Raw genomic sequence first — 12,947 nt, forward strand, 5'->3', positions numbered from 1 at the left:
TACACCTATATTATACATTCGGGCGTATTGCGAACCATGTTGTCGAAGACACAAAGCGCATTATAAGCCACTTTTCTTGCGTATCATGAAGTTCGTGAGTACTTCTTGAATGGGTGGAGCCGTATCGTCAAATTCAAGTTTTACTCCTACTTCACCACAACGGAAGCATAACGGATTTATCAATTTTTCCAAAACATAGACAGGACGATTTTCTTTTGGGAGAGAAGGATCAAATTCAAGCGTGCTTATATCAACCAACTTTGCCGTATCCACTGTTTCCATATTTACGCTCATAAAACGATCAATCAATGCGGAAGTAATCATTCATCATGCCCCCTTGATTTCCATGACTCAATATATGCGTTTCCCTGTTTGTCCTGTGAGGAGTCGAGTAGCAGGGGGCGACTAACCCCCGAGCGCTCAGTCTAGTAGCCCGAAGGCGGTTCACCTTCAGGCTCTCACAGAACCGTACGTCGGTCTGTCTAACAACTGATTGCTGAGTGCGCTTTAAGATGTGGATTTATGCAATTTTCCTCAAATATATAGACCCTTTTTGTGACTTAAACATGTCACATGAATAAGTTTGTAGGTATATTTGTGTCAATGGACAATCGCCACCATGCTAGATCTGCCCAAATTTTAATACCTAAAAAAAGTCTACATAATTAGGAAAGAAGAGGCCTCTGTTTCCTTTCAATTCGTCGTGATGGATACAGTCATATATATCTACTAATTTTTATAATTTCATTTACAAATGAAGGAAATTATTATATTGTTATTATGCAATAAAAACTATTTTAGGGAGGTTTTTGATTTGAATTTAAAAAAAGGGAAAAAGATCTTATTTCTTACTGTACTGGGTTCTGTTATGATTGTGGGAAGTGGAGCATTTGCTGGAACAACTTGGAGTAATGAGGAATCCAAACTTCTACCTGGTTTCAACGGGAGTGCATATTCAAGTACTCAAACTAAAGCACAGATTGGACAAGCTGGTTTGAGAATGAATGCAACAGAAGGTTATGAAATTGATGTTAGAACCGAAGGTACAGGGCAAAATGGTGTAAATGGTTCTTGGACAAGAAATGTAAAGGGAGGAAATACTTATTCGCTAAGTGCCCCACAGCAAGTTGGTGACCAGCTTCGGCTACACTTTAGTTCGAATCTCCTTACATTTACATCAACAAATATTGTATACCAATGGAGAAGTAACTAAACATAACGAATAAAAGGCTATGATGTTATAACGTATCCTTTAATCTCAATACTAGTGCCCCTTCAGGAAACCTGAAAGATTGAGGTTGCCTAGGGGCCCACTCTATGCATTCATCGTGGTAGTTATTATCACTTAGGGTTTTTTAGTTAGAAAGGGTGACTAGCTATACATAATTACAATATAATAAGTGAAATTCGAAGCGTATTATCCATTCGTTGGTTTTTAGGTTGCGTCGTAGCGATGTCTCTCCCTCTTATTTACTTCTTAGTAAGACATCCTCAGTATAGTTTCAGAAATGAATATGATGTTTTTACTTTTTTTTTGGATAGTTTTGTTCCCATTATTTTCGTCATATTTGCGGTACTCGTATATACGGCAACGTTTGCACAAGAAATCCATCATCGCTTTCTTGTATATACTCGTTTACGCATACCTTTAAACAAATGGATTCGCATAAAGTTTTTTTCTAATTTTGTTATTACTTTTGCTGTTTTCTTCATATTTGTGTTCAGCTATTTTATATTTGCTTATTACATCGAGCCAAGGATTGGTTTTGTTTCTTATAACAATGATTTTTATCAACTAAACAATACTACTCAAGAAGAGTATACATATACTCAAAATACCTTTTCACAACTTTTAGCTTACGGAAATTTTACCTATGGAATTTTTTACTCTCTTTGGGTTGGATTAAATGCAGCTGTCTATGCATCACTAGCTTTTTATCTTGTATTAGTCATTGGGATCCCATTCCTGGGATTGTCAATTCCTTTTATTTTGTACCTTGTTCAAAGCTTCTTTATGGTTACAATCGGAAAAGTGGAGTTTCAGTTAACTCAATCTTTAATTCCTTTTAATTACACACAGTTGCCTATCTGGACAGCATTTGTACCTTTTTCTTTCCTTGTTTTGTTATGTGTTGTTTTAGCCTTTTATCTGCATTTAAAAATAGAAAGAATGAGTCATTTACAATGAAGCTACTTTTAAAATTAACAACTGCGGACTTCTTTTCATGGAAGTGGTTAGCATGTATATTATTTCTTTTCCCTTATGTTGCGAGCATTCGTTGGAGACTGCTGTCAATGGATAATTATTACAATTTAACCATAAACAAATGGGATCTTATCTTTTATTCAGTAAGTGATCCGATAATTATAATTTACTTTGTGATCCCTGTGTGGTTGTATTTTTCAATTGTTTTGATTTTGAGAGATTGGAATTATAATTTACTTATTAGAACACGTAGTTTTAGTAAGTGGATGTCATATACATCTATTGAATTGTACGGAAAATTATTTTTGTTTCAATTTTTTTGGGTAGTAACTACGCTAGTTTTATCTAGAGGAATCCCATTCGAGTTTGGCTGGAGTTCGTATGCATTAAACGAACAAGCTTTAGGCAATTATAGCTATACGTTGCAGACAATCGGGTTACATCCAACTATCGTACTATTATTGCACATGTTACTTCTTAGTTTATTTCTTATTATGCTTCATTTAAGCCTAACAACAGTGTATGTTATTACTTTAAACTTACCAACAATCGTTGTATTAGGAGTGCTTTATTTCATTGGTGGGCTCATTTCATTTCGTATGATCCCTCATTGGATGATCTGGTTTAAAATTGAAAACTTCGTAATATTAGCTTCAGCACATCTTGCATGGGATACATTGTTATATGCTTTTCTTGTACCAGTAGCATTAGTAGCTATTTTTTATATTATAGTTATTTTTGCTAAAAGCTTTTATCACCTGCTTAAACATTTTTTAAGAGATCGATATGTGCTACTCTCGTATATAATTTTATGTCTACTCGGTATATTACTACAACAGAATAATGAAACCGTGACTATTTGGGATACCTTATATGCACAATTTTATGGTGTCTCTACTGAAGGATTTTATTTTCCATTTTATTTATTTTATTGTTTAGTTTTCTTTGGGGCAGCTTATTTATTTCAATCGATGCTAGTAAAAAATTCGGAAGGTGCTTTTTTCCTTGAGTGGATTCGATATGGCTCTTATTCCCGGTGGTTTACCAGGCTAATCTTAAAAGCCATGGCAAAAATGGGACTGTTGCTGGTTGGATTTGGAATAGTCACTCTACTAGTTAGTATACTTAAAGGCAACTCTATCGAATCTATTGTCACACTAACAAAACCATCCATTCAAGTTAGTCAACTGAGTTATCACTTCTTTGTAAATGGTTTGCTACAATTGTTAAATTATTATCTTATTATTTTTATTATTTTCTGTCTATGGAATAATGCATCTGCAAATATTTTGATTTTTGGCGCTTTATTTGTGATTTGTTTGCCGATGATCAATATAAATCAATTTTTTCCAATAGGGTTAAATAGCTTTGGTTACTTGACTGATAATATAACGGATATGTATAAAATAAGTACTTATCTTCTAGCATGGAGCTTAATGCAAATAATGATTATTCTATTTATTTTCAAACGTAAAAGATAGTCTGGGGGGGATTTATTATGTCCGTGATTCAAATTGAGAATGTCACTAAATCGTATAAAGGAACTATATTATTTCATGAGGCTTATGCCGTAATAGAAAAAGGCAAAACCTACGGTATTGTTGGACCCAATGGTTCAGGGAAATCCGTCTTATTTAAGATGATTTGCGGATTTATAAAACCTGATCATGGTAGTGTCAAAATTCATCCCGATTATAGGAATAAACATACAGATTTTCCACAGAAATTTGGTATCATCATTGATCGGCCTGGTTATATTGCAGGTAAGACGGGTTTTGAAAACCTTAGAAAGCTCGCTGATATCCAAAACTTAATTTCTGACAAAGACATCAAAAATACATTGGAACAAGTAGGACTACAACCTGAATCAACACAAAAAGTCAAGCACTATTCATTGGGAATGAAACAAAAGCTTGCATTAGCACAAGCTGTCATGGAGAACCAAGAGGTATTGCTTCTCGATGAACCGTTCAATGGATTAGATCAAGATAGTGTCCAAAATATACGTGAAATGCTTCTGGGCTTTAAAAAAATAGGAAAAACCATAGTGCTAACAAGTCACAATAAAGAGGATATTGATTTATTGTGTGATCACGTATTTCAAATAAACAAATATCAACTTAAGCAAATTCTTTAGTTTATATGGCGAGAATCGGAAAGCTGCATTTCATCGATTATAGTAAACCACTCTTCATAGCCGCTCGAAGGTAATTCACAGGAGTAATAATATGAATTTGGAATTCGATCCCGTCAAAAGTTTTCCTCCCACAACTCACGAGCGCAGAATTTTTAACCATTTCTCCAAAGGTTGCTTATACCTGTGAGTTGGATTGTCAACATTAAATCAGACAACTTTTTTAAGGGATGCTTGGCGATACTGAACAGGCGTCATGTACCTTAGTGATCCATGAATTCGGTGCCTGTTAAACCAGTTGACGTAGTCGTATAATTCCAATTCCAAATGACAGAGGTTCCGAAATTCCATCTGGTAGATAAGCTCCGTTTTCATGACCTTGTAGGTGGCTTCGGCCACGGAGTTATCGTAGGGACATCCTTTCTTGCTGAGTGATCGGCCGATACCAAAGGTATTGAGAAATTGGTCCATCGTGTGGTTTTTAAACTCACTCCCACGATCCGTATGAAACCACTGGATTTGGCTCTCAAGTCGCCTTCTACCGTTGCAAAGGCACGCGAAACCAGAGCAGCGTCTTTATGTGGACCTGCACGGTGGCCAATGATCTCGCGATTGAACAGGTCAATGAGGATACAAACATGCCACCGATGCCCGACCTTCACATACGTTAGATCGCTTACCACGAAGCGCTTCGCCTCCGTCTGGTCAAACTCACGATCAAGACAGGCTGTTTTGTGAGGCTTAAACTGGGCAATGGTGTACGTGGAGACGAGGCCCTGCTCTTGCATGTTCGACAAATGCGGCGTCTAGAGACGATGAGTCCTCGTTCCTGAAGCTTGGCTTTATCTTTCGTGTGCCGTAGGCTTTTCGATTTTTGTGAAAGATGTCCACAATGGCTTCTGTTAGTTCATCTTCATTTGGTTCTTCTTTCGCTTCATAGTAGAATGTACTTTTGGCGATTCCGAGGACGTCACACATTGCGGATACCGAGTATGTATCACGGTTATTCTGGATGATCGCTACTTTCGTCCCATGATCAGCGCGGCTTGCTTTAAAGTGTCATTCTCCATCAGAAGACGCTGGTTTTCTTTTCGTAAAGCAATTCATTCATTTTCTTCAGGCGAACGGTTGTCCTTCTCTTTGAAGGAACCCGTTGTTTTCGATTGCTTGATCCAGCGGTCTAGAGCCGAAGCCGTGAGGTCGTATTCCTCCACAATGGCAGATCTGGGCTTGCCGTTTTTATAGAGTTGCACCATTTGCTGTTTAAACTCAGGTGTAAACGTTCGTCGTTGTTGTTTGGACATCGTAGAGATCCGCTCCTTCATAGTAATAGATCTATTCTACAAGCCCTTATTTTTTTATTGTCCAACTAAGTGTAGCCGATCCAGTATCTTGTGTAATGTGATAGCTCATATTTTATTTGTTGCCCTTGCACCCGGCTATTTTGTAGTTTCCTATTATAAATGGCGACACGGGCGCTACTGGACCGACTGGAACTACGGGCGACACCGGCTCTACTGGACCGACTGGACCTACGGGTGACACCGGCTCCACCGGACCGACCGGAACTACGGGCGACACCGGCTCTACTGGACCGACTGGACCTACGGGTGACACCGGCTCCACCGGACCTACTGGACCTACGGGTGACACCGGCTCCACCGGACCGACCGGAACTACGGGCGACACCGGCTCTACTGGACCGACTGGACCTACGGGTGACACCGGCTCCACCGGACCTACTGGGGCTACCGGCAGCTTTGCTGCTGCCTATATTTATGTCTATGCCACAGGTACTCAGGCTGTAGCTGCTAATGCGGACATTATTCTCAGCGAGGTCGGACCTTCGGCTGGCGGTCTCTCTGCTGAACCGAATACGTCTGAGGTTGTCATCGGAGCGGCAGGAGATTATCACGTACAATGGAGCGTTACGGTTAGTGAAGAAGTCGGAACTGCATTTGCAATTGCAGTTGACGGTACAGTACTTCCGCAGACAACCTACGGTTTCGGAGTCAGCTCTGCGACAGGCAGTTTCTATCAAGCAGCAGGTCACGCAATTGTTGCGATCCCGGAAAATGCCACCGTCACATTAAGGAATGTAGGCACCGACAAGAACCTCGCTACAACCATTGATGGTCAAACCATTGTAAATGCTTCGATTGAAATCTTTAAGTTAACACCGTAATTGCAGCAGCTGCAACGAAACCTCTCCTTAAAGCATAGCCCTTTCTAGGTCAGCAAGCGCAGAGACGAAATCTCTGCATGCTGGCCTTGAAAGGGCCCTTTTTTGAAAATGAAACCATAATAGATTCCGGCGCCAAGCGCTCGCAAATATGGAATTTTATAATGTCATTTCTCAATGTAGTACTTAATTAGCGCTTGGGTGCCTTTATCCGAATAGCCTTTGTCGGCGAGTTGCTTGTACAATGATTCCGCCAGAGCGAGTCCTGGCGTGTTCAGCCCCATCTCCTTGGCTGCTTCCAAAGCAATGCCCATATCCTTGATAAAATGCTTCACGTAAAACCCCGGTTCAAAATTACCTGCAATAATACGCGGTGCGAGGTTGCTTAATGACCAACTCCCGGCCGCTCCGCTCTCAATGCTCTTAAGTACCGTACCGGCATCCAGTCCCGCGCTTTCAGCATACGCCACTGCTTCACAGACTCCCACCATGTTGGAGGCAATGGCAATCTGATTGCACATTTTGGTATGCTGCCCTGCCCCCGCTTTGCCCTGAAGCACGATATTGCGCCCCATTAATTCCAACAGCGGACGCACAGCCTCAAAATCCTGCTGGTCACCTCCAACCATAATTGACAACTTCGCTTCCCTCGCGCCTATATCCCCGCCTGAAACGGGGGCGTCCAGTCCGTGAAGTCCGTTAGCGTTGCAGGCCTCATATATGCGCCCGGCCAACTGCGGACTTGAGGTAGTCATATCGATCAGGTAGGCTCCTTCTCTCGCATGGGCAACCAGTCCGTCCGTTCCCAGGTAAATTTCTTCTACATCGCTGGGATACCCCACCATTGTAATCACAACATCACAGACCTGGGCCAGCTTGGCGGGTGTCTCATGCCACTCGGCGCCTTCCTGTACAAGTTGCTCTGCCTTTGCAGCTGTTCGAGTATACACGTGGAGCTTATAGCCAGCCTTTTGAATGTGGCTCGCCATACTTTTTCCCATAACGCCAATGCCGATAAACCCTACTGCCGTATTTTCCGGTGTGAGTGCCAAAATACTTCTCTCCCTTACATCAATATATTGAAATCAATGATCGATAATAACTGCCGCACAGCTATAAACACCGCTTGTCCACAAGCATAACGTCCTGGCTGTCCTTTAACGGACGAAAGCCTCATTTGGATAGAATATAGAAGCTGTAAATTCTTAACTGTCTACTTATGCTATTGCTCAATCAATAGACAGGTCTGACAGCAGACTAATATAAGCTATGCCAAAGATAAAAGGTGGCGTACGCCTCCCAGCCGGCCCATGGCGCGAACAGCTCCCGCAGTTCGGCAGGTGTCGGCTTGCGGTCCATGCTCAACTGCGATCGGACCGCATTTTGCAAGCCAACATCCCCAATCGGGAATGCGCTCGGGTCACGAAGGCATCGCATTCGCACATAATTCGCGGTCCATGGGCCAATGCCCCGTATGTGCACAAGTGCCTGTTCAGCGGAGGCAAAGTCCCCAAGCCCGAGCAGGCCGGCACGCGACAGCTCGCCGCTGGTCATCCGTGAGGCCGTCTCAATAATTGCTGCCGATTTGGCGCGAGTGAGCTGCAGGGACTGAAGCGCTGCAATATCCGCCCCGGCAAGGGCTGACGGATCAGGGAAGCGCCAATACCTCCTACCTTCCCAGATCACGCTCTTTCCATAAGTTTCCGCCAGCCTGGCCTTGAGCTTGTAAGCAAAGGGCAAATTGACCTGTTGCCCTGCAATGGCCCAACAAAGCGCCTCATACAGATCAGGAATGCCGATTAGGCGCAGTCCGTAAAATTCTGCTGCCAACTTTCCCAATACCGGATCATCGGCAACCAGTTGCTGCCACGGCTCCAGATCGCGATCCAGATCAAACCATTCGCGGATATAACGCTTAACACCTTCCAACTCTTCATCGCTATCCGGCTTCCCTTGGAGAAATCGTACATGAAGCGCCTGATCATCGGGGCAAGTTATATCCACCAGATAGCTGCGGGGAGCCCCGCAATCTGAATCAGGCTCCCGGGCAGCCCTGAGCAACCGGATCACGCTGCCGCTACGCACCTCATACAAGCTTTCCAGTGGCGACCGCGTCATATATTCAAGACAGCGCGCGAAGCTGAAGGGTTGGCTGACCGCAAGGTCAAAACTGGAACCGGGCATAGCCGCCGTCCTCCACACCTTTGATTCCTTCCAGGTCAAGCAGTTTGCGCTTCATTTCCAGTCCTCCCCGGAAGCCTGTCAGCTTGCGGTTGGCCCCGATAATCCGGTGACAGGGCAGTAGGAGTGGAATGGGATTGGCTCCATTAGCCGCGCCCACGGCGCGAACAGCCTGCGGCTTGCCAATGGCCGTTGCAATATCGCCATAGGTCCGTATCTCTCCGTAGGGCACCTTCCCGAGCTCCTCCCATACTTCCCGCTGGAACGTTGTCCCGATCAGGTCAAGCGGGATCGCGCTGATCGGGGGACGCTTCCCTGCAAAATAATCATGCAGCCATTCCGTAATGCCTGTCCTTCTCAGAGCCGCCTCATCCTCTCTAAGCACTCCACCCGGAATAATACGGCTGATCCAACTCTGAAAATCTTCCAGACCTTCATGCGGGAATATAATCCGGCACAGCCCGCGCTCCGTTGCCAGTATCAACCACTCTCGCCCTTCAAGCTCCTGCTTTGCCCACATCAAGTCTGTTCGCAATTTGTCTCATCCTTCCCTCTTCCTTGCTTTTCCAAGAGGAGATCTCCTGTTCCCAGTATAACCGTATTGAGCAGACAGCCCAAGCCTTCCCGAATACAATAGCAACTTTTCGATAGTTCTTTTGCCGTGGCTCACCAAGGGCAAGAGCTCAAGCTTGGACGAGAGAGTCCATACCGGCCAGTTGGGGATTTCTTTTGATAATCCCCCTTAATTTTTTGAGAACATTTTTCTCTATCGCCATATTTCCTTCTCTGTAGAGCAAAACTCCCCGAATGCAAGCAATCGCTTCAAAACAGTCCAGTTCCTCTTGCGTCATAGGATGCTCCTTCAGATACGCATTGCCAAAGACGGTAGCCAACCGTTCGGAGGCGAATACTCTCAGAAGCAGCAGCGACCAGGCAAGATCATATCTCGGGTCGCCAAGCTGCCCGTTTGTCCAATCAATGATTGTAAACGTATTGCCATCCTCTAAAATATTCTCCAGATGATAATCCCCGTGAATAAGCCGATCCTGTCTCAAGTGTGCCTGATCAACCAATTGACTCAACGTCTGTTGCAAATCTGGATGTTCCTCGATCCCAGGATAAAAGTAGGAAATAAACTCATTTTGCGGGAGCGCCAATTCTGACAGTTCTTCTTGCGATATCCGATTGATATGGGCCAAAATCTGTGCGAGTTTCCTCATCTCCTGAGCATTCAATGCCGATACAGGCGTTCCACCAAAGACCGTAAGCAGTACATGATGCTCATCCGAGTTCACTCCCCAACCTAAAGGTACGGAGACGGCCAGCTTGCGCTTCGTAAGCGCCTGCAACAACTGAAATTGGAAGCCAACATCAGGCCTTGAATGGCGGTTCCATATTTTCAGGACATAGCTATGATCACTCTGGCTTAACTTCACTACTTCCGCTTCCATCCCCTGCTTCATCGAGTGGATCATCATCGAGCCGAGCGCATCATTAATGCCCCCTGGAAACGGTTTGAAGGCACTGTTTGTTTCAAGCCATTGTATTGTTTCCAATGAAAAATTCAAGATTATTTCCTCCTGTGCGGATTTCCCATCTACTCCCTGTTCTACCTCTTTATTAAATCATACATGATAGGATCGCGTGGGAAAAGCTCCCTACAGGGCAAGTGCGGATATTGCAGTTCGCCAGAGAATTTTTTTGGAAGGTGAATATAATGATGCATGACTAAAGCTGAATGGGGGTACATGAAATGCCGATCAAAAATGGGGAGCAGTTTCTGCGGTCGATCAACCGGCTAAAACCCTCAGTTATCTATAAAGGCGAGTACGTAACCGGAAATCTTTCTGAACATTTCGCCTTCAGCGGTCTCCTCTCTATGCAAGCTTCGCTTTATGACATGCAAGGGGAAGAAAATTATATGGATAAAATGACTTACTTGTCCCCTCACAGTAGCGAACCCGTAGGTTTATCGTTCATATTTCCCAAAACGAAAAATGATTTGCGAAGACGTCGGACAATGACGTCACTGTGGGCAAGTCGGCACCATGGATTTTTAGGCCGCGCACCGGATTATATGAACATCGCTTTAGCGGCTTATGCATCAGCGGCAGATGTCCTCCAGCCGTTTAATCCTGAATTTGCAGATAATTTGAAAAACTATTATGTATATTGCAGAGAACATGATATTTCGCTGTCTCATGCGTTCGTCCAGCCTGCCGGCACCCGCTTGTCAGCCGTGACGGATTCATTTGAGGACTCGATCGCGGCAAAAGTTCACGAATTTAATTCAGATGGGATGATCGTGAGCGGGGCGTTTTTATTGGCAACGAGAGCTGTTACATCCGAGGAGATTCTGATTTATCCCCCGCCTGTTTTGACGCTTGAAGAGGAAAACCCGTTTACTTTTGCGTTTGCCATTCCTATAGATTCACCTGGTCTCACACTGGTCTGTCGGGAAAGCTACGTGCAAGGCGATTCCGCCTACGACTTCCCGTTAAGTTCGCAATTTGAAGAAATGGATACTTTGGTTTTGTGTGATCATGTGAAGGTTCCGAGAGATCGCATCTTCCTTTATGGGAGTGCGCAAGCAGCTAATGAACTTGCTTACGAAAGCCAGTTCCACGCACAAGTAAGTCACCAGACAATATCTCGGTATATTGCAAAAACAGAGTTTTTTTTGGGAACAGCAGAAAATCTGGCCAGGCTTGCTGATGCCGACTCCGATATCTTGAATCAGCACATCTCTGATATTATTGTAATATTGGAAATTTTAAAATCTTTGCTGCTGAAGGCGGAAGTGAAAGCGAAGAAGAACCGATGGGGAGTTATAGTGCCCGATAAAGGGGCAACACTAGTTGCCAACACCTACTTCCCTAAAATTTATCCCCGAATGGTCGAAATCATTCAACACTTGGCAAGCAGCCGATTGGTGATGATTCCATCCGAGAAGGATTTTGAAAGTGAAGTATCGTTAGATCTCAAAAAGTATCTTCAGATCTCGGATACTGAGGCGCACAAAGTTATTGCTTTGAACCGGCTCGCTTGGGAATTAAGCGCGAGTTCATTTGCAGGACGACAGGTACAATATGAACGTTTTTTCTTTGGAAATCCCCAGCATGTCACGAATCGATTATATCAAGGGTTCATAGGCCGGGAAAAATTGATTAAGAATGTTACCCGCTTTCTAAACTTGTAAAAGAGGAGCTGCTTCGGCAGCTCCTTTTGTTTATTTGCCGCGGGGACTGCAAGAGTGAAATGGTGTATGAACAGCGGTAAACTCGTCGAGCCAATATACCCGTTAGTGTGGGGTTGAAAATTGTACGGGGCGGCCATCGGAATATTGCTTGGAGTGGATAAAGGTACTGCTGGCCTGCTGTAACTTATGGTAAGATTTGGGGAGTGAAGACTACTTCTAATTTGACGCAGGGGCCTTAATGGAATCACTAATAATAGATTAATTATGAAGGGAGAGTTGACTGGTATGAATGAACAAAGTGCTAAAAATAAGTTAGCTTGGGAACATCGAGCATATGAATTCTGGAACAGACGGGATGGTTCACCTAAGGATAAGGCACAACAAATATTGGAGAATCCCAAAGCACAACTAAAAAAACATCAGCTATATTTTGAACAAATAGAAGGAAAAAAGATTGCTAATCTTTGTGGTTCAAATGGAAGAAAAGCAGTCCCATTATCACTATTAGGCGCAGATGTAACCGTGTTTGATATATCGGAAGAAAATAAAAAGTATGCCCTGGAACTCGCGGATTCCGCCAATGTATCTATACAATATGTCGTTACTGATATTTATGATATAGACTTAGAAAAGTATAGCGGTTATTTTGACATGCTATACTTAGAAGGTGGAATATTACACTATTTCAATGATATTAAAAAATTGATGTCTATTCTTTTTTCACTACTTAAAGTTAATGGGGTGATGGTTCTAAGCGACTTTCATCCCTTAAGAAGATGTATCACTTCTAATTCTAAAATCCAATATCAAATCCAACAAACTTACTTTGACGAAGATTTACATAGTGGAGATGTAGCCTATAAGCATTATTTCGATGAATATGAACAGCAAGAATTTCCAGATGTCTCGATTAGGTTTTATACCCTGAGCGAAATCATAAATTCCGTTATTACATCTGGTTTTAACCTCATGAAATTTGATGAGCATCGTGGTTGGAAAAATGAAAATATTCCATGGGAATTTACAATTTTGGCTAGTAAATAAA

At 43.2% G+C, this 12,947-nt stretch carries 12 protein-coding genes and 1 pseudogene; 6 read left to right on the plus strand and 7 right to left on the minus strand.

Annotation, left to right across the window (positions count from 1 at the left end):
* Window positions 1–60: 60 nt before the first annotated feature.
* Window positions 61–324 (minus strand): DUF6870 family protein, encoded by a 264-nt coding sequence (locus tag JFN88_RS07795; protein ID WP_199018764.1) that lies wholly within the window; start codon window positions 322–324, stop codon window positions 61–63.
* Between the two features lie 490 nt (window positions 325–814).
* On the opposite strand from JFN88_RS07795, the gene JFN88_RS07800 reads away from it, so the two are divergent.
* The 4 genes from JFN88_RS07800 to JFN88_RS07815 all read left to right on the plus strand — a co-directional run bounded on the left by JFN88_RS07800 (window position 815) and on the right by JFN88_RS07815 (window position 4,343).
* A complete protein-coding gene (locus tag JFN88_RS07800; protein ID WP_199018765.1) occupies window positions 815–1,213 on the plus strand; it encodes a hypothetical protein in 399 nt (132 codons plus the stop codon).
* A gap of 240 nt (window positions 1,214–1,453) precedes the next feature.
* Window positions 1,454–2,188, plus strand: a complete 735-nt coding sequence (locus JFN88_RS07805) for an ABC transporter permease (RefSeq protein WP_199018766.1) — start codon at window positions 1,454–1,456, stop codon at window positions 2,186–2,188.
* Between the two features lie 107 nt (window positions 2,189–2,295).
* Window positions 2,296–3,687, plus strand: a complete 1,392-nt coding sequence (locus JFN88_RS07810; RefSeq protein ID WP_199018767.1) for a hypothetical protein — start codon at window positions 2,296–2,298, stop codon at window positions 3,685–3,687.
* A gap of 17 nt (window positions 3,688–3,704) precedes the next feature.
* Entirely contained in the window at window positions 3,705–4,343 is a 639-nt protein-coding gene (locus tag JFN88_RS07815; RefSeq protein ID WP_199018768.1) for an ABC transporter ATP-binding protein, read from the plus strand.
* A gap of 207 nt (window positions 4,344–4,550) precedes the next feature.
* Here JFN88_RS07815 and JFN88_RS07820 read toward each other — a convergent pair.
* From JFN88_RS07820 to JFN88_RS07845, 6 genes and pseudogenes are all read right to left on the minus strand, one after another.
* Window positions 4,551–5,644: pseudogene (locus JFN88_RS07820) on the minus strand (IS3 family transposase).
* Window positions 5,645–5,756: 112 nt separating this feature from the next.
* Window positions 5,757–6,065: a hypothetical protein gene (locus JFN88_RS24460; RefSeq protein WP_233167562.1), complete on the minus strand. Its 309-nt coding sequence runs from the start codon at window positions 6,063–6,065 to the stop codon at window positions 5,757–5,759.
* A gap of 624 nt (window positions 6,066–6,689) precedes the next feature.
* On the minus strand, window positions 6,690–7,574 hold the full coding sequence (locus JFN88_RS07830; RefSeq protein WP_199018769.1) for an NAD(P)-dependent oxidoreductase: 885 nt from the start codon (window positions 7,572–7,574) through the stop codon (window positions 6,690–6,692).
* Window positions 7,575–7,779: 205 nt separating this feature from the next.
* Window positions 7,780–8,706 carry a DNA-3-methyladenine glycosylase family protein gene (locus JFN88_RS07835; RefSeq protein ID WP_199018770.1) on the minus strand — a complete coding sequence of 309 codons (927 nt, stop codon included), beginning with the start codon at window positions 8,704–8,706 and terminating at the stop codon, window positions 7,780–7,782.
* Window positions 8,687–9,238 (minus strand): methylated-DNA--[protein]-cysteine S-methyltransferase, encoded by a 552-nt coding sequence (locus tag JFN88_RS07840; RefSeq protein ID WP_233167564.1) that lies wholly within the window; start codon window positions 9,236–9,238, stop codon window positions 8,687–8,689. Before JFN88_RS07840 ends, JFN88_RS07835 begins: the two co-directional genes overlap by 20 nt.
* Before the next feature lie 148 nt (window positions 9,239–9,386).
* The gene (locus tag JFN88_RS07845; RefSeq protein ID WP_199018771.1) at window positions 9,387–10,271 is read right to left on the minus strand and encodes a phosphotransferase enzyme family protein; all 885 of its coding nucleotides are present in this window, start codon (window positions 10,269–10,271) and stop codon (window positions 9,387–9,389) included.
* 185 nt (window positions 10,272–10,456) lie between these two features.
* Between JFN88_RS07845 and JFN88_RS07850 the strand changes: the two genes are divergently transcribed.
* Window positions 10,457–11,902, plus strand: a complete 1,446-nt coding sequence (locus JFN88_RS07850) for a 4-hydroxyphenylacetate 3-hydroxylase N-terminal domain-containing protein (RefSeq protein ID WP_199018772.1) — start codon at window positions 10,457–10,459, stop codon at window positions 11,900–11,902.
* Window positions 11,903–12,187: 285 nt separating this feature from the next.
* Window positions 12,188–12,946, plus strand: coding sequence for a class I SAM-dependent methyltransferase (locus JFN88_RS07855; protein ID WP_199018773.1), 759 nt, complete (start codon window positions 12,188–12,190; stop codon window positions 12,944–12,946).
* Window position 12,947 lies beyond the last annotated feature (1 nt).

The sequence above is a fragment of the Paenibacillus roseus genome (assembly GCF_016424485.1).
GTDB lineage: Bacteria > Bacillota > Bacilli > Paenibacillales > Paenibacillaceae > Paenibacillus_D > Paenibacillus_D roseus.

Excerpts from the sequence above, each read along its gene's own strand:
- JFN88_RS07815 (WP_199018768.1), top strand. The coding sequence starts at position 3,705 with ATGTCCGTGATTCAAATTGAGAATGTCACTAAATCGTATAAAGGAACT.
- JFN88_RS07855 (WP_199018773.1), top strand. The coding sequence starts at position 12,188 with ATGAATGAACAAAGTGCTAAAAATAAGTTAGCTTGGGAACATCGAGCA.
- JFN88_RS07835 (WP_199018770.1), bottom strand. The coding sequence starts at position 8,706 with ATGCCCGGTTCCAGTTTTGACCTTGCGGTCAGCCAACCCTTCAGCTTC.
- JFN88_RS07850 (WP_199018772.1), top strand. The coding sequence starts at position 10,457 with ATGCCGATCAAAAATGGGGAGCAGTTTCTGCGGTCGATCAACCGGCTA.
- JFN88_RS07795 (WP_199018764.1), bottom strand. The coding sequence starts at position 324 with ATGATTACTTCCGCATTGATTGATCGTTTTATGAGCGTAAATATGGAA.
- JFN88_RS07805 (WP_199018766.1), top strand. The coding sequence starts at position 1,454 with ATGTCTCTCCCTCTTATTTACTTCTTAGTAAGACATCCTCAGTATAGT.
- JFN88_RS07810 (WP_199018767.1), top strand. The coding sequence starts at position 2,296 with ATGGATAATTATTACAATTTAACCATAAACAAATGGGATCTTATCTTT.